Origin of the sequence: Zymomonas mobilis subsp. pomaceae ATCC 29192 (assembly GCF_000218875.1) — a bacterium.
Lineage (GTDB): Bacteria > Pseudomonadota > Alphaproteobacteria > Sphingomonadales > Sphingomonadaceae > Zymomonas > Zymomonas pomaceae.
This window is the reverse complement of record NC_015709.1, coordinates 906,413-923,089: the sequence shown is the minus strand read 5'-3', so window position 1 is coordinate 923,089 and position 16,677 is coordinate 906,413. Positions and strand designations below refer to the sequence as shown.

The following is a 16,677-nucleotide window of genomic DNA, read 5'->3' as shown; positions in this document are numbered from 1 at the left end:
ATATAAAAACCACAATATAATTACGTTATCCGTTTTTTAATTACGTAAAAATAAGAAATTTTATCCTTATTTAAATGGGGGAGGGCGGCGCTATGTCTTTTTCAGATTGGTCGCAAAACGCAGATAGCAACAGTAATATCGGGGGCATTAGTATTGCTGAAGGCTGTCCACCGGGTAACATAAATAATGCCTTGCGAGAAATGATGGCCGAAATACGTTCTGCTATTAATAATAGCATGGATAGCGCCTTAGCTTCGGGCGATATGGCTAGTTTTCGTTCTGCCATTGGGGCCTTATCAGAAACGGGCGGAGATGTTGAGGGTATCTTGCGCCAGAAAGGACAAGGTGTTTTCCCCTATTTTGCGGATACAGTCTTCTCAGGGGGGCGCATTTATCTAACCAATAGTCAGGCTTCTGATCCCACCAGTCAGCCCGGCGATATCTGGCTGATCTATGTATGACGATTTTTATCAAAGATCAGGATGCTATTACCCGCCAGATAAGGGGTATCGCCGTTAGAGATGGAACGGGGGTTTTACAATCTCTTGGCCGTGTTCTTATAAGGGGACAAGATAATCAGTTGTATGAAATCTTTCATCATCAACTCCAAGTGGCTGCGATGCCCTCTTCCGTCAATAGCTACTCTCGCCATAATCCGGTAATCTCGGCGCCCGTAACTGTTCAGATTAGTGGCGGGGTGCCCCCTTATCGTCATCAATGGTCGCTTGTCAGTCTTAACAATGCGGATCAAGTTATGGCGCTTTCACCTTCTTCAGCCACGACGACTTTTCGAGCCGATGGTGTTCCGCATACCCATGCAGCAACCGCCTGTTTTCGGGATGATGTTACCGATCAGAATGGCTTTTCCGGTTCAGTCGAGGTCAACTGTATTTTTACAAGGTAAACCTCCATGCGCAAATATTTTGATAGCGTGGCGAGTGCCCTTGATGGCAAGCCCGTCATCGGAGCGCTGATCTATTTATATAATGCAGATAATAGTCTGGCCTCTCTTTTTTCTGATGATGGGCTGACCCCTATTTCGCAGCCTTTAAGGACGGATAGCCTAGGTTATTTCGAGTTTTATGCGCCTGATGGCCTTTATACGCTGACAATTACCTATGGTGGTAAAGTGCAGCTAAGCATTTCTGGTGTCCAGATTTACGATGAACTCCATGATGCTGAAAATGCCCAGACGTCCCCTGACAATAATTTAGCCACTACCGCCTTGAGTGCAGCTGCTAATTTAACACAATTCATCAAAAATTATTCAAATAATTCAATGGGATAATAAATATGTCTAGTTCAGATATTAATAATATGAATGATTCCGGCTATGTTGCCGATAATGACTGGTTTGAAATTGCGCGCCCAACAGGAGGCAGTTATGCTTCCTATAAAGCACAGCTTGGTTATGTGAAAAATTTGATTGCAGATCCTGCTGTGATTAACAGCAAACTTTCTTACTCCGGTGTTATCAACGCCTTGGGCTATGAACCCGTAAATGTTGATTTAAGCAATCTTAATGGGAGTGTCTTTCAGCAAAAAGTGGCCCTGTCTTATGGCCAGATTACAGCCGGACTTGGCTATGAACCCGCTAATAAAGATATGTCTAATGTTGATGGGATCGGGTTAGTCTCTAAAATCGACAATGTCAGAGGTGCATCGCCTCTTTTAACGACAGGTGGAGAGATGACAGCTTCTTTTACCTGTAAAAATGAGATTATTCAAAAAAACGCTCAAGGATGGAGTGTTAATACTGCTTTCCAAGATGATGCTAATTTTGTCCTTTATTATAACAACACTCAAACGACCGTCGTCGCTTATTCTTTCCAAGGTCCTAATACCGCTTTTTGTTTCCACACTCCGGTACAAATGGATGGTAATCTATTCCCTTCTTCCAATGGTGTCGTCACGTTAGGACAACCCAATCAGAAATGGGCAGAAATCTATGCTTCTAACGGGGCTATCAACACTTCTGATGCGCGTGAAAAAGACAGTATTGAAGCTATTCCCGATAGCTGGTTGGATGTCTGGGGCACGGTTGTTTGGCAGAAGTTTAAATTTAAAAAGGCCATTGAAGAAAAAGGCGAAAAAGCCCGCTGGCATGTTGGCCTGATCGCACAGGAAATAGAAAAAGCTTTTAAATCAGCCGGTCTTGATCCTGAAGCTTTAGGGTTGCTTTGCCATGACCGCTGGGATGCCTACACGCGGCAGGAAGAAACCGATCAGCATAACCCTGATGGTACGCCTATTTATAAATCGGTTACTGTGCCAGCAGGTGAATCTTATGGCTTACGCTATAGCGAATGTCAGGCCATTGAATCGGCATGGCAGCGTCGTGAAATAGCAAAACAGCATGCTGAAATCTCGGCCTTAAAATCTGAACTTTCGCAAAAAACGCAGGCCTAAAACAATGACCGCATCTCCTGCCCCCTATGTCAGCAGTCGTCCAGATCTTTATCTAGTTTCAGGTGATGGCCTTGTTCGCAATAACATGCATGTGGAGGCAGGGCGTGCCGGTTATTTGCCTAATGATGCAGCCACCAGTGAAAGTCAGGTCTTATTAGCGCGGGGTTATGCACGTTATTATCTCGCTTCGGGTAATGCCGCGGCTTTAAATAATGCCCGTACTTTAATAAAAGCTGCATTAGGCTGTTTTTTTGCTACCAAAACGCCACCAGATAATGGGACGTGGTATCATCATTGGGTTGTCAATGCTGGGAATAGTTTCGATGTAAAAGGGCCTAGTAATCCCAATGGTCACGCTTATGATGGGATAGTAGGGCAAGCGATCACTTTTTCTGGCGGTAAGGCCTTGTTGCCTAATAATTTAGCTAATGTTTATGCCGTCTTTCAAGGAAGTCTGACGTGGCAGAATGTCTATGCCAATTTGGCCCAAGGTCAGTTTTTTGACATAGATTATTTTATCGACAGAGATGGCTATCTTTTCCGCTGGCAGAGCGGGCAGGGGGAAACGGTTACCTTTTCCGCTGATAGTCAACCTCAAACTGATATAGAGGCAGGCACGCTCCAGATGAAAAATACGGGTATCAGCGGCGATTATTTCGTTAGCTATTCCCTCTATAGTAGCGATGCTATTGCCTATGCAAGTCAGTTTGAAGGTTGGCCGATGTGGCGCCATTTGATGCCCGCAGAACAGGTTATGGCTTCCGATGCTATTCATTGGTTTATCGATCTTTTTGCGCTTATGCAGTCGATAGATGTCGAGAATGCTGCCGAATGGTCATCCTATTACCGAGCAATGCTGACGTTATGGCAAGATGCCTGTCTGTTGACCTCTTCCGAAACTAATATTTTTAAACGTTCTGTTATCGGTACCTATGACAGTTGGCCTTTAACCTATTTCTATGCCTATCAAGCGGGTGGTGTATCTTATACACCGCCTACTGAGTATTGTGATTATGGTCGTGATAAGATTACGGGCGTTGCTTATTTTAACTTACCAAATGATAGTAAAAGGCTAGGATGGGTTTTTCAGAATGATGCCTTAAATTTGACCGTTACATCTGATCTAGCGGTAACCCTTGAAGCGGCTATTTCCATACCTGCCTCTGTGACTATCGCTTTAATAGATAACCAGCAAAAGCATTATGAGGCTATTGTTTGCCCCGATACAGCGCTTTCGACCTATACAATTTCTATTGCTGACTTTTTAGATTATACAGATGTTGCCAAATGGATTCCTGGTGATACCGATTTTGTTTATGGGGGTGCGACGGCTACAACCGATACGATAACCTCTTCGGAGGACCGCGTTTTGATAGCGCGTCATTATGAGATAACCAGCAATACCCAAGGTGTAGGTTTTTCAACAAGCGCGTCCCATCAAAGCTGGACAGGCTCGGCCCCTTTGGTTTTGTCTTATATTACCCAAGATACCAATTTTTTATTGATTATTATCGATGCGGCAGGATGGCATTGGCAGACTGTTTTGCCGGTTAATGCCGATGCAACTTTGACAAGTTTTGCTTGGGATAAATTTTCGCTCGCTGGGTATCAGACAAATACTACCGCTTTGCCCTCTGCACCCGACACGAGTGGTCCGATACAAACCATCCAGTTTCAGTTCAATAAAGCTTCGACAGGCACGCAAAGCCTAAATATTATTGCCGCTTATAATAAAATGCCGAGCGCTATGCCCCCCCAATTACAGATTGTATCCGCTAACGTAGCTTGTAGTGTTGCTGATGCTATCAACCTTCAAATAGGAAATGTTTATATTGATAAGGCTGGAACTATTAATCAGCCTTATTTCCCGGGATTATTACCTTTTCAACATGCAACGATTGGGTCAGGTCGCTCACCCTCTGGCGGCGGCGGGTTATGGCAAGGGCCAGCTTATATGGGCTATCAAAATCCTGTTCCTTGGATGCTGCTGAATAAATATGATGAAGCGGTTAATATGTTGCAGATGATGCATGATTCACAGCTTCATTATACGCAGCAAAATAATAAATCGACCGTGGGACCCTTTGTACCTTGTTACGTTTTCGCCCAATGGGATGCCGAACAATATGGCAGCCCTTATAGTTTTGTCTTCGATGGGCCTGATCCTAACTGGGGATGGGGCGGCTTCCAGTATCGCGCTTTTCATAATGTTGCCGATTATTGGGCGAGAATGGTAGATGCATCTGTTAGCATTGACCCTAATGGCAATGCTGCGGAAAAATCGACAGCTTTAGCGCGCGATATTGCTTCTTCTTTTCTGGAGTGGTTAGCCAATTGGTTAAATACCCATACAGAGGCTCGATCCATACCCGCTCTTTTTGCGGCGGCTGAAGATCCTGATTTAAATGGTGACGATCCTCATCAAACCGCTTTAGCCTTAAAGGCATCGCTTTGGTGTGCAAGCGCGGGTTATAATAAAACCATTGCACTAACTGTTGCTGATCGACTTTATGGTATGTTGGATAGTTTTCAGGTCGCGTCCGGCGATATGGCAGGAAGCTATTCTCCTCAACCGGAGGCCTATCATTTTTATGGTTTTTGGGCAGGTGAAATTCTTGATGCCTTAAGTCTATATGCTTTATTACGTCCTTATTTGTAATAATATTTAATGATTGTGCCTATTTCTTCAGTAATTTTTAGTCAATAGTATCAAGATTTTCATATTTTGAAATATAATTAATAACATTTTCTGAAGACATTGGACGAGAATAATAATATCCTTGCATAAAATGAATACCCATATTTGAAAGAAGAAATACTTCTTCTTCACATTCCACACCTTCAACAACGCACTCCAGGTTCATTTCTTGGCACAAGGTGATAATAGATTTTATTATCTTATAATTTTTATTGTTATAGTGCAAATCTGTTACAAAACTACGGTCAATTTTCAGCTTGTTCATGGGAAAACTTTGGATATGAGAAAGGCTGGAATAGCCAGTACCAAAATCATCTAAAGCAATGCTGACACCAGTTTTCTGTAGTTTTTTGACATTCATGAAAGCCGCTGTAAAATTATGCATTACAGCTGTTTCCGTTAATTCAAATTCTATACGTTCAGGTGCTATTCCTGACTGAGTTAAAAGGTCGATAAGGCGATCTATCTGTTTTTCGGTAGAAATATCCAACGCCGAAAGATTAAAGCAAACTCTAATCGAAGTTGGCCATTTTTTAGCTTCTTTTAGGGTTTTTTCAAAAAGAAGTGGCGTTAATCTTGTAATGGTTCCCGTTTGTTCGGCAATAGAAATGAACTTGTCTGCTGATATAAAACCTAAGCTTGGGCTATACCATCTGGCAAGACTTTCAAATGCTACAATTCTATGATTCTTAGCATCTATAATCGGCTGAAATTCAGGGAAAAATTCTTTTTCGAAATCAGCTTTTTCCATGGCCTGTTCAATAAGCGCCATTTCCCGTAATTCTAGTTCATGACCTACATCAAAGACAACAACTTGTCCTTGTCCGCCCCGCTTGGCATGATAAAGGGCATAATCAGCATGTTCAAATATTTGGGTGCTGTCCGCTGTATGAAGATAAGACATTGCACAACCCACTGAACAGCTAATAATAATATTATTATTGTGAACCCGAATAGGATGGGTAATCGCAGTCACAATATGCGTTGCTTGCTGACTTAAAATATTTCTATCTTTATTGCCGGGCAGAATGAAACCGAATTCATCATTACCTATTCGATAGACAAGCGCCTGCTGTTGCAGGGCAAGACATAGTCTGTGACCAATCCTATCAAGAATGATGTCCCCTATATCATGGCCATAAATTTCATTGGTTCTTTTAAAACTATCAATGTCGATAATACCGACCGAAAAAGGGATGCCATCATGTTTACAGGGGGTATTAATAGCTTTTAGATCTACAAAGAATTGGCGCCGATTGGCTAGCCCAGTAATCGGATCACAATAAGCAGCCTGCTGATTTTCTTGGGTAATAGACGCAATTATTTCTTTTGAGCGATGCGATGTTGTTTTTTCATGAAAAGCAAAAAATGAGGATGTCCGATAATAATCGAAGACAGCGAGTATAATGATATTACAGGTAAAAAATTCGACACCTTCTAAAGTAAAATAAATATTTTGCGATACAAAGTTAAATTCTTTTAAAAGAAATATTATCTGACTTATAAAAAATATAATGAAAGATGATACTCTAAAATGATAAATACAAAAAAGTCCGAATATTAGAGTAGGCATAAACGGGAATATAATATCACTAAAGATATTATTTTGTGATGCGTGAATATAAAGAATAAATGGTATTGTTATGAATGTAACAAAGGTTATCTGTGCCAGAAAACATAAAAAATTTATGGGATTTTTGGACAAAACATCCTGCGCTTTTTGTTTCTGGCGATGATGTCCAAAAAGTAGCATACTGCAAAAACTTACCGTTAATAAAAATATAATAACATTATTTCTTGTGGAATAATTTATCAAATTTTTTAATAAAAAATAACTATTTGCAGAAATAAAGGCGAACATTAAACATATCGTTAAAATACGCTTAGATCGTATATCAAATTTATTAGAAATTATATTCTGTTTATAACCATTGACTAATTTTATGAAATTATCGTGTTGAGTTTGGATGTAATCCAGCAGGGACGCCGCTTTACAAGAAAGCACCATCCTATATCTTGGAAAATTATTGATGTCAGAGGACAAAGTTTTATCCCTGATAGACATGCTCACATCCCCTGTTCAGCCCACCCAAATCTAATGCCTAAAATTTCTCACAATAGTATTGCATCATTAGGGTGTAGGCCGAATTTATCTGGTGTTACGTGGTTCAGTATCTATTTAAGGTTTAAAGGATTAAAAATTGTTTTATAAGAATGTTAATCTTTATTAAAGACATTATATTATAAATATAAATAATTTTTTTTATTAAAATAACATTTTTATATTAATATACTAAATATCGTTTTCTTGATTAAACGGAATCCCTTTGAAATTTTGTGCAATGACATACCATTCCGAAGATTCCCGACGACTGGCAGGGGGTTTGGCATGTTTTACGTGACCAAAAAGACGCTTTAAAAGCGCGACTAAGTCATTGTCAGCACCGCCAGCCAAAACCTTGGCGACAAAAGATCCTCCCTCGTGAAGCGTTTCACTGGCGAAAATAGCAGCCTCTTCAACAAGCGCCATTGTTCGTAGATGATCGGTTCTAGCATGGCCGATAGTATTGGCAGCCATATCGGAAAGAACGAGATCGGCAGCACCGCCTAAGGCTTCGATGAGGTGTTGCTGTGCCACTGGATCGGTAAAATCATTTTGAAAAATAGTGACCCCTTCAATGGGCGCGGCCTCTAAAAGATCAATGCCGACAATTTTGGCTTGGGGTGCTTTTTTTCTTGCAACCTGACTCCAGCCCCCTGGGGCAATACCCAAATCGATGATACGCTTTGCCCCTTTTAATAAGGAAAAGCGTTCATCAAGTTCTAATAATTTATAGGCTGCCCGCGAACGATACCCTTCACTTTGCGCTTTTTGGACATAAGGATCGTTAAGTTGACGCTCTAACCAACGGGTGGATGCCGCTGTTCTTCTGCGTGCCGTTTTTACCCGTTGATGGCCTGGACTTTTCATTAAAATCTCTCTCGATTGAAGGGTCTGCGATAACATCCATAGCGGGCAATAAGGTCGCGTAATATACCTTCTCTTATACCCCGATCAGCGATGTGAACGGTTGTGATCGGCCATATTTCAACAATGGCGTCCAAAATAGCACAGCCAGCTACGATCAAATCTGCTCTATCTTCGCCAATACAAGCTATTTTGGCTCTTTCCTTAACAGACATTATAGAAAGAGCCTGACTTATTTTTCGAAGCGCAGAAGTGGGTGCTATCAAACCATCAACCATACGGCGATCATAGCGAGGTAAATCCAGATAAATACTTCCCAATGTCGCAACGGTGCCACTTGTCCCAAGTAAACTACGAGGGGCAAGTTTTTGTTTGGTTAACCTATCTGCAAAAGCGTTAAAGATTTTTTTAACGCATTCTTTCATTGCCTGATAGGCGTGCGTACGTTCAGTCCGGCTTTCTCCCCGATAACCCAGGCTTTCTGTTAAAGACACGACGCCCCAAGGTACTGAAATCCAGTCTAATACTTTTGGACCGTTATGATCGCTCATCGTCAAAATAAGCTCGGTTGATCCACCGCCGATGTCGAAAATAAGAGAGGGAATATCTTTATGCGTCAGTAACATGTGGCAGCCGAGCACGGCTAGTTGGGCTTCTTGTTCAGCCGAGATTATTTCCAGTATAATACCGGTTTCTTTATAAACACGCTGAACAAATTGCTGGCCGTTTAAAGCACTCCGGCAGGCCTCAGTCGCTACAGAGCGCACTAAAAAAACATTACGTCTTCTCAGTTTCTCGGCACATATAGATAAAGCGCCCAAGGCGCGTTCAACAGCGGCATCGGATAGGCGTTGACTGGCGGCTAACCCTTCTCCAAGGCGAACGATGCGAGAAAAAGCATCAACAACCATAAAATCACGTTTTTCTGCGCGGGCGATTAAAAGACGACAATTATTAGTGCCAAGATCAAGTGCCCCATAAATACGAGGACGAGCGGTAACACAAGGATTCTTAGGAGATTCGGCGAGATCGGGTACGGACGGATAACGGCCGCCCGACCGTTGTTTAAAAGTCGGAACGGCCCTAAACTTCTGTGGGGCCATAATCGTCTTGTCCTACATAGTAAAAAATAAAAGGCAAAATTACCGATTTGTTACAAGGATAGTATAGCGGCGAACCGCTGGCGGCAAGCATCCTACCTGTTTGAAGAGGGAAGGATTTTTTATGAAAATGAGGTAATTTTGGGGAAGAGGGTTGACAGCAGCTTATTGCCGCATTAGTTCGCAGCTCAACTGTTGCCCCGTCGTCTAAAGGTAAGACTACGGACTCTGACTCCGTCAATTGTGGTTCGAATCCACACGGGGCATCCAGATTACATTATCGAATAAAATATCTGATTTTTAAGATATTCAAAGACTTCTAAGAACACATTCCAAAAAGTAGATAAAAATTCTGTATTTCTCAAAATGAGAATAAGTGAATCTCTCAACGTTCTTAAGAATTTTTTGCTGATAACTCTATATAATTACAGTTATTATTTTAGATTTATAATCTGTATCTAATACAAGATACTCTATTTTTAATTATTATTTAATTTAAATTTTTCTCAAAAAATATTCTTTATGTCTAAAATTAATGACTGTTATTGTAATATTTTTTCTTATTAGCGCTATTTTTACGTGCTTATTTTTTAATGTTCTATTGACTTCACGATAAGGAACGTCAACCTTATTCTCTGTGGAATCGGATTATTCTAAAAACAAAAAATCCTTCTATCGTTCAGGCGTTATAGGGGTTCTCGATTTAGTTTCTCTATTCCTTCAGGAAATTTCAGGAGTATCCTTAAATGCTACAAACAGCTTTTTATGGCAGAGGATTTGCCCTGAGTTTTTATAGTCGATGCTGGTTAAAATCCGCATTTTTATAAAGTAAATATGTTTTTTGTTTTATTTTTCGATTATTGATAATTCATTGTGTTGATAAATGGATAGGCCATACCAATATACTGAATAGTACGAGTTGTTAGGCATCGGATTTTTATCCGATGCATTAGGAATAGGGAGTGGGAATATGCCATCTTTTGCCAAAGCCCTTGAGCAGACACTTCATAATGCGCTTGCGATTGCTAGCCGCCGTCACCATGAATATGCTATGCTGGAACATTTGTTGCTGGCTTTGATTGACGACGAACATGCGTCGAAGGTCATGGCAGGCTGTGGCGTTGATCTTGCTGAATTAAAGCGCTCTATTACCACCTATCTAGATACTGAACTGGATGCTTTGAAAATTGAGGGGAACAGTGATCCCTCGCCAACAAGCGGTTTCCAGCGTGTTATTCAGCGGGCTATTTTGCATGTCCAATCATCGGGACGCGATGAAGTCACGGGGGCGAATGTTTTAGTCGCTTTATTCTCCGAGCGTGAAAGCTATGCGGTTTACTTCCTCCAGCAGCAGGATATGAGCCGCTTGGATGCTGTAAGCTTTTTAAGTCATGGTGTGGGAAAAGGTGGACTTGCAACGCCTGAAACCCAGAATGAGGAAGAAAAAGCACCGCAGCGTCCTGCTGAAGTCGCTAAAAAGAATGAGAGCGCTTTGAAGCAGTTCACGGTTAATCTGAATGAGAAAGCCGAAATTGGGCGCATTGATCCTTTGATCGGTCGGTCTGCCGAAGTTGATCGCACTATTCAGATATTATGTCGGCGTTCTAAAAATAATCCGCTTTATGTCGGCGATCCAGGCGTTGGAAAGACGGCCATTGCGGAAGGACTCGCCCGTAAGATTATTGAAGATCAAGTGCCAGAAGTCTTAAAAGGCACGATCATTTATTCTTTGGATATGGGCGCGCTATTAGCGGGTACTCGGTATCGGGGTGATTTTGAAGAACGTTTGAAGGCCGTTGTGTCTGAACTTCAAAAGCAGCCAAAAGCGGTTCTGTTTATTGATGAGATTCATACCATCATTGGGGCAGGCGCGACTTCTGGCGGAGCAATGGACGCTTCTAACCTCTTGAAACCGGCGTTATCGAGTGGTGCTATCCGTTGTATCGGTTCAACAACCTATAAAGAATTTCGGAATCACTTTGAAAAAGACAGAGCGCTTTTGCGGCGGTTCCAGAAAATCGATGTGGTTGAGCCGTCTATAGAGGATGCCGTCAAGATCCTTTCGGGATTGCGGCCTTCTTTCGAGCAGCATCACAATGTGCGCTATACCTCGGATGCTATCCGCTCAGCGGTAGAGCTTTCCGCACGTTACATTAATGATCGGAAATTACCTGACAAGGCCATTGATGTCATTGATGAAGTAGGGGCTGCCCAGATGTTGGTAGCACCGTCTAAAAGACGTAAGGTTATCTCGGCAAAAGAAGTAGAAGCGGTCGTAGCTACTATGGCACGCATCCCACCGAAATCAGTGTCCAATGATGATAGTCAGGTATTGGCTAACCTTGAAACTGATCTGAAGCGTGTGGTCTTTGGTCAGGATAAGGCCATTAAAACTTTGGCTTCTGCCATTAAGTTAAGCCGTGCAGGTTTACGCGATCCGCATAAGCCCATTGGTAACTATCTGTTCTCTGGTCCAACCGGGGTTGGTAAAACAGAAGTGGCACGTCAGTTGGCTTCGCTGTTAGGCATTCCGCTGAAACGCTTTGATATGTCTGAATATATGGAGCGTCATTCTGTCAGCCGTTTGATCGGTGCACCTCCGGGTTATGTCGGTTATGATCAGGGCGGCCTCTTAACGGATGCCATCGAGCAGAATCCACATTCGGTCTTGTTATTGGATGAAATTGAAAAAGCGCATCCTGATCTCTTCAATATCTTGTTGCAGGTGATGGATAACGGAAAGCTGACTGACCCTCATGGAAAAACGGTCGATTTCCGTAACGTTATTTTGATTATGACAAGTAATGCGGGTGCCTCTGACATGGCACGGGAAACGATTGGTTTTGGTGATCTCACGCGTGAGGGTGAAGATTACGAGGCGATTAAAACGATGTTTACACCAGAATTTCGTAATCGTCTGGATGCGATCGTTCCCTTTAGCTATCTGTCGCCGGATATGATCCAGCGTGTGGTTGATAAGTTCATCCTTGAACTTGAAATCCAGTTGGCAGACCGGAAGGTTGACATCGCTTTTGATGACGAAGCGCGCGAATGGTTGGGTAAAAAAGGCTATGATCGTCTTTATGGTGCCCGCCCAATGGGCCGCCTGATTCAAGAGAAGATCAAACAGCCATTGGCAGAAGAATTACTGTTTGGGAAGCTCGTAGATGGTGGTGAAGTAAAAGTTCATATGAAAGACAATGAACCTAGCTTTGAAATCGTCCCAGGCGCGCCTTCCATCAGCAAAAAGGCTAAAAGTAGTAAAAAGGCCAGTGAAGCTGCCAGTGAATAATCCTTCATAGAGAAGATGGGCTGATAACCTTAGCCCATCACTCTCTTCATTTGCGCTATAAAAAACGGATCTGGTTTATACCGGATCCGTTTTTCTGTATATCACTTGCTATATTATCTAAGGGTAGAATCAGGATTTTAACTTCCAGCCGCGCGCAATTAAAAAATAGGCTACGAGGCTAAGAATAATATTAACTGCAATCAGAATGCTAGCGCTTATCGTGACATTGGCATCTGCAACATCAATAAAGCCATAACGAAAACCTGAGATTACATGAAAAAAGGGATTCCATGTACTGAAATCATAAAACAGGCCATGTAGGCTATGAACAGAATAGAATGTGCCGGAAAGAAGTGCCAATGGTTGAATAATGAAATTAGAAACTGAAGCTGCATGATCATATTTATCGGCCCAGACAGAAGTGAGCAGACCAATAAGCGCTAGCATCATAGCCCCTAGAAAACCGAACAAAAAGACAGCGCCTATATGCATAGGATTGTAATGAACATGGGGCCAAAAAGCCATGGCTAACCACAAAAAGAAGCCCACCAAAAAAGCCCGTGTCATTGCAGCCCCCAATAAGGCTGCTATTAGCTCTTTGGATCCGATAGGAGGAATAAGATAATCTAAAATAGTACCTTGCATTTTGCCTACTAAAAGTGAGAAACTGGCATTAGCAAAGGCATTTTGCATCATGCCCATGGCAATAAGACCTGGGGCAACAAAGGCTGCAAAATCCCATCCCAGTGTTTTGTGACCGCCCCCCAATGCAACGGTAAAAATGACTAAAAATAACAAGGTCGACATGACAGGTGCCCAGATTGTCTGCATTTGCACCTTGAAGAAGCGTCTTACCTCCTTCACATAGAGGGCGTAAAGACCTTCCCAATTGATAGAAGTTATTGTGGCTTTACCAAAAGGGCGTTGACTAGTGGAAGACAGTTTGACCATATCTTTTCGCTAAAGCTTGTTCGCTTTGGCTGCAAGTCTGTTCCTACCGGGAAGTGCCCCAGCTTAAATAAATTTACATTGAAAAATGTAAAACAAGAAAACAACCGGCTTGATTATGCATTAGGTCGGCTTAATCAATAGATTGCGAGGAATGAAATGGCCTGGACCGAAGAACGAATCGAGCAGTTAAAAAAATTATGGGAAGCGGGTGATACTGCCAGTCAAATCGCTGAAAAACTGGGCGATGTCAGTCGTAATGCTGTTATAGGCAAAGCGCATCGATTGGGATTACAGGCACGGCCTTCTCCTGTTAAAAACAGTGATCATCATGATACATCTGATCATACGCATAAAGAAAAAGAAGATATAAAATCCACGGCTAGAACGGCACCCGTGCAGCCAACGATCGAACAGCCAAAAGCAACAAGAATAGTCAAAGCACCAGAACCGATCGTTGCCCCGCAAGTGGAAGAAAAAAAGGCTACTCATACAATAATTCGTTCTATTGGACCGGGTGGCTTTCAGCGTCAGGTTCCCGGTGAGCAGACAGCCCCCATTCCACCGGCACCGCCCCGTCGTTTAGTCCCTGCGAAACCATCACCGGAAATTGCAGATAAGACGTCGCTTTTGGATTTGACCGATCGTATCTGTAAATGGCCTATGGGACATCCGGGTGAACCCGATTTCCATTTTTGTGGCAAGCCTGTTAACCCCGGTTTTCCCTATTGTCTTGAACATTGTTCAGTGGCTTATCAGGCGCAGTTACCACGCCGTGATCGGCGGCCCACGCCCCAAATACCTTTTCCTCGTAATCGATCTTAAGAAAATACGCCTTTAGTGCATCGGGATATTGATGAGGCATAAAGGAATTATATTATACAGGGTGGAATCCATATTTTTGCTAAAAAGTTATAGGCACACGGGGTTGCACCTTAGTAACACTATGCGTATAAATTTTGATTATTGGCAGCCTGTGGGCTGCCTTTTTTCTTTGGTTAATCCTACGCCTGACGCGGCATCCTGCCAGCGTCCGGCCTAGTTGATAGGGAGAATAAAAGATGGCCATAGCGCCACTAATGCCTGTCTATCCTCGTTGTGCCGTACGTCCGGTACGCGGTGAGGGCTGTTATTTAATCAGTGAAAACGGGGATCGTTATCTGGATTTTGCCAGTGGTATTGCTGTTAATATTTTAGGTCATGGTCATCCTCATCTTGTAAAAGCCATTCAAGAGCAAACGGCGACCTTAATGCATGTGTCGAATCTTTATGGTTCCCCACAGGGTGAGGCTTTTGCTAAGCGTTTATTAAAGCATTGCTTTGCCGATACCGTTTTTTTTACCAATTCAGGCGTTGAAGCGATTGAATGTGCAATTAAGACCGCCCGTCGTTTCCACTATGTCACCGGCAATCCTCAGCGTACTAAGCTGATTGCCTTTTCAAATGCTTTCCATGGTCGTACGCTGGGGGCTATTTCTGCTACCAATCAACCGAAAATGCGGGATGGCTTTGAACCTTTGCTTCCGGGGTTTGAAGTCTTGAATTTCAACGACCTTGCCGCAGCAGAAGCGGCAGTTGATGATCATACAGCAGGGTTCTTGGTAGAACCTATTCAAGGTGAAGGCGGCATTCGTCCGGCAACCGATGAATTCCTTCATGGCCTGCGTCGGATTTGCGACGAAAAAGGCCTGATGCTGATTTTTGACGAAGTACAATGCGGGTATGGACGCTCTGGAACCTTCTTTGCGCATGAACAATATGGCCTCACGCCTGATATTATGGCTGTGGCAAAAGGCATCGGCGGCGGATTTCCATTAGGGGCCTGTTTAGCAACTGAATATGCGGCACAAGGTATGGTATTCGGTACGCATGGCTCTACTTATGGCGGCAATCCTCTGGCTATGGCGGCCGGTCAGGCCATTCTTGACGTGATTATGGAAGACGGCTTCTTTGATCATGTTATTAAGATGGGCAAAATCTTAGAAGAAAAGCTGAACGAACTGGTCAAAAAATATCCTGAACTTTGTCTCGAAGCTCGGGGCCGAGGATTGATCCGGGGCATTAAAGTAACCGTGCAGCCGCGCGACTTTGTTGCCCATCTAAGAGATAATCATGCTCTGTTAACGGTAGCTGCCGCTGATAATGTCATCCGGATATTACCGCCTTTAGTTATCGAAGAAAAACACATCGCTGAATTTATCGAAAAGTTGGAAGCTGGCTTAAAAAGTTATTCTCCAGCAGCGGCGGCCTGATTTTAGGTGATAATATAAAGGTATTTGTTGTGGCGCATTCCAAACGTCGTCATTTTTTGAATTTTGCGGATGCAGGTCCCGCTGCCATTAAAGCTATGTTAGCTGATGCGCTGGCACGTAAAAAAGCGCGTGCCACTTGGCCAAAAGGTAGAGTTGATGCTGATGCCCCTTTATCGGGGTCTATTTTAGGTATGATTTTTGAAAAAAATTCTACCCGAACACGCGTCTCTTTTGATGTCGGGATGCGTCAGCTTGGTGGCACGACCATTGTCATGGAATCGGGTTCTATGCAGATCGGTCGTGGCGAAACCATTCCTGATACAGCGCGAGTTTTATCGCGTTATGTCGATGCTATTATGATCCGCACGGATGAGCATACCAAAATTGAAACTTTGGCAGAATATGCGACGGTACCCGTTATTAATGGCCTAACCGATTTATCCCATCCCTGCCAGATTCTGGCTGACATGTTGACAGTGATTGAACATAAAGGCCAGCTAGAAGGTACACGCTGGGCATGGTTAGGGGATGGCAATAACGTATTGCACTCTATTATCGAAGCTAGCAGTATGATGGGTTTTTCGGTAATTGCCGCGTGCCCTGCCGGTTATGAGCCTAATCCCGATTTAGTGGCTGCTGCTCGAAAGAACGGGGGTAATGTTGAAGTTACCCATGATCCTTTCGCTGCGGTTAAAGGCGCCGATGTTATTGTAACCGATACATGGGTTTCTATGGGGCAAGCCCATGCCGAGGCCAAGATAAAGGCTATGCAGCCTTATCAGGTTAATGAGGCCTTGATGGCCCATGCCGGTGATCAGGCTTTATTCCTTCATTGTCTGCCGGCTCATCGTGGAGAAGAGGTTGTCGATGCCGTTATCGATGGCCCACATTCTGTTGTATGGGATGAAGCAGAAAATCGCCTTCATGCTCAAAAATCGGTTTTGTTATGGTCCCTTGGCCATTTATCCGCTTAATACAATCAATGGATTGCTAAAGCTTGGGTATAATGA

The 16,677-nt window shown here is 43.1% G+C and carries 13 protein-coding genes and 1 tRNA gene; 10 read left to right on the top strand and 4 right to left on the bottom strand.

All coding sequences use genetic code 11. From position 1 onward, the window contains the following. The first annotated feature begins 92 nt into the window (after positions 1-92). The 5 genes from ZYMOP_RS04165 to ZYMOP_RS04145 are packed head-to-tail and all read left to right on the top strand — an operon-like array spanning position 93 to position 5,068. Positions 93-461, top strand: coding sequence for a hypothetical protein (locus tag ZYMOP_RS04165; protein ID WP_013934107.1), 369 nt, complete (start codon positions 93-95; stop codon positions 459-461). Beyond that, on the top strand, positions 458-904 hold the full coding sequence (locus tag ZYMOP_RS04160) for a hypothetical protein (protein ID WP_013934106.1): 447 nt from the start codon (positions 458-460) through the stop codon (positions 902-904). The genes ZYMOP_RS04165 and ZYMOP_RS04160 overlap by 4 nt, the downstream gene beginning before the upstream one ends. Before the next feature lie 6 nt (positions 905-910). After that, entirely contained in the window at positions 911-1,288 is a 378-nt protein-coding gene (locus tag ZYMOP_RS04155; RefSeq protein WP_013934105.1) for a carboxypeptidase-like regulatory domain-containing protein, read from the top strand. A 5-nt stretch (positions 1,289-1,293) separates the two neighbouring features. After that, a complete protein-coding gene (locus ZYMOP_RS04150) occupies positions 1,294-2,409 on the top strand; it encodes a tail fiber domain-containing protein (protein ID WP_013934104.1) in 1,116 nt (371 codons plus the stop codon). A 4-nt stretch (positions 2,410-2,413) separates the two neighbouring features. Further along, positions 2,414-5,068, top strand: a complete 2,655-nt coding sequence (locus ZYMOP_RS04145; RefSeq protein ID WP_013934103.1) for a hypothetical protein — start codon at positions 2,414-2,416, stop codon at positions 5,066-5,068. A gap of 37 nt (positions 5,069-5,105) precedes the next feature. On the opposite strand, the gene ZYMOP_RS04140 is transcribed toward ZYMOP_RS04145, so the two are convergent. The 3 genes from ZYMOP_RS04140 to ZYMOP_RS04130 form a co-directional block, all read right to left on the bottom strand. After that, positions 5,106-7,172, bottom strand: a complete 2,067-nt coding sequence (locus tag ZYMOP_RS04140) for a putative bifunctional diguanylate cyclase/phosphodiesterase (protein WP_013934102.1) — start codon at positions 7,170-7,172, stop codon at positions 5,106-5,108. A 228-nt stretch (positions 7,173-7,400) separates the two neighbouring features. Next, the gene (locus ZYMOP_RS04135) at positions 7,401-8,078 is read right to left on the bottom strand and encodes an RlmE family RNA methyltransferase (RefSeq protein ID WP_013934101.1); all 678 of its coding nucleotides are present in this window, start codon (positions 8,076-8,078) and stop codon (positions 7,401-7,403) included. Continuing rightward, positions 8,078-9,178: a Ppx/GppA phosphatase family protein gene (locus ZYMOP_RS04130; RefSeq protein ID WP_013934100.1), complete on the bottom strand. Its 1,101-nt coding sequence runs from the start codon at positions 9,176-9,178 to the stop codon at positions 8,078-8,080. The genes ZYMOP_RS04135 and ZYMOP_RS04130 overlap by 1 nt, the downstream gene beginning before the upstream one ends. Before the next feature lie 193 nt (positions 9,179-9,371). On the opposite strand from ZYMOP_RS04130, the gene ZYMOP_RS04125 reads away from it, so the two are divergent. Together ZYMOP_RS04125 and clpA are read left to right on the top strand one after the other, a co-directional pair. Then, a tRNA-Gln gene (locus tag ZYMOP_RS04125) sits at positions 9,372-9,445 on the top strand. 700 nt (positions 9,446-10,145) lie between these two features. Beyond that, on the top strand, positions 10,146-12,467 hold the full coding sequence (gene clpA / locus ZYMOP_RS04120) for an ATP-dependent Clp protease ATP-binding subunit ClpA (RefSeq protein ID WP_013934099.1): 2,322 nt from the start codon (positions 10,146-10,148) through the stop codon (positions 12,465-12,467). A gap of 129 nt (positions 12,468-12,596) precedes the next feature. Here the strand turns inward: clpA and ZYMOP_RS04115 are convergent, their stop codons facing one another. Next, on the bottom strand, positions 12,597-13,418 hold the full coding sequence (locus ZYMOP_RS04115; RefSeq protein WP_013934098.1) for an ABC transporter permease: 822 nt from the start codon (positions 13,416-13,418) through the stop codon (positions 12,597-12,599). A gap of 156 nt (positions 13,419-13,574) precedes the next feature. Here ZYMOP_RS04115 and ZYMOP_RS04110 point away from each other — a divergent pair, with 156 nt between their 5' ends. The 3 genes from ZYMOP_RS04110 to argF all read left to right on the top strand — a co-directional run bounded on the left by ZYMOP_RS04110 (position 13,575) and on the right by argF (position 16,641). After that, positions 13,575-14,240, top strand: a complete 666-nt coding sequence (locus ZYMOP_RS04110; protein ID WP_013934097.1) for a GcrA family cell cycle regulator — start codon at positions 13,575-13,577, stop codon at positions 14,238-14,240. A gap of 236 nt (positions 14,241-14,476) precedes the next feature. After that, positions 14,477-15,667, top strand: a complete 1,191-nt coding sequence (locus tag ZYMOP_RS04105; RefSeq protein ID WP_013934096.1) for an aspartate aminotransferase family protein — start codon at positions 14,477-14,479, stop codon at positions 15,665-15,667. A 29-nt stretch (positions 15,668-15,696) separates the two neighbouring features. Further along, complete coding sequence (argF, locus tag ZYMOP_RS04100) at positions 15,697-16,641, top strand: ornithine carbamoyltransferase (protein ID WP_013934095.1); 945 nt, start codon at positions 15,697-15,699, stop codon at positions 16,639-16,641. The last annotated feature ends 36 nt before the right edge of the window (positions 16,642-16,677 follow it).

Excerpts from the sequence above, each read along its gene's own strand:
- ZYMOP_RS04165 (WP_013934107.1), top strand. The coding sequence starts at position 93 with ATGTCTTTTTCAGATTGGTCGCAAAACGCAGATAGCAACAGTAATATC.
- ZYMOP_RS04160 (WP_013934106.1), top strand. The coding sequence starts at position 458 with ATGACGATTTTTATCAAAGATCAGGATGCTATTACCCGCCAGATAAGG.
- ZYMOP_RS04155 (WP_013934105.1), top strand. The coding sequence starts at position 911 with ATGCGCAAATATTTTGATAGCGTGGCGAGTGCCCTTGATGGCAAGCCC.
- ZYMOP_RS04150 (WP_013934104.1), top strand. The coding sequence starts at position 1,294 with ATGTCTAGTTCAGATATTAATAATATGAATGATTCCGGCTATGTTGCC.
- ZYMOP_RS04145 (WP_013934103.1), top strand. The coding sequence starts at position 2,414 with ATGACCGCATCTCCTGCCCCCTATGTCAGCAGTCGTCCAGATCTTTAT.
- ZYMOP_RS04140 (WP_013934102.1), bottom strand. The coding sequence starts at position 7,172 with ATGTCTATCAGGGATAAAACTTTGTCCTCTGACATCAATAATTTTCCA.
- ZYMOP_RS04135 (WP_013934101.1), bottom strand. The coding sequence starts at position 8,078 with ATGAAAAGTCCAGGCCATCAACGGGTAAAAACGGCACGCAGAAGAACA.
- ZYMOP_RS04130 (WP_013934100.1), bottom strand. The coding sequence starts at position 9,178 with ATGGCCCCACAGAAGTTTAGGGCCGTTCCGACTTTTAAACAACGGTCG.
- clpA (WP_013934099.1), top strand. The coding sequence starts at position 10,146 with ATGCCATCTTTTGCCAAAGCCCTTGAGCAGACACTTCATAATGCGCTT.
- ZYMOP_RS04115 (WP_013934098.1), bottom strand. The coding sequence starts at position 13,418 with ATGGTCAAACTGTCTTCCACTAGTCAACGCCCTTTTGGTAAAGCCACA.
- ZYMOP_RS04110 (WP_013934097.1), top strand. The coding sequence starts at position 13,575 with ATGGCCTGGACCGAAGAACGAATCGAGCAGTTAAAAAAATTATGGGAA.
- ZYMOP_RS04105 (WP_013934096.1), top strand. The coding sequence starts at position 14,477 with ATGGCCATAGCGCCACTAATGCCTGTCTATCCTCGTTGTGCCGTACGT.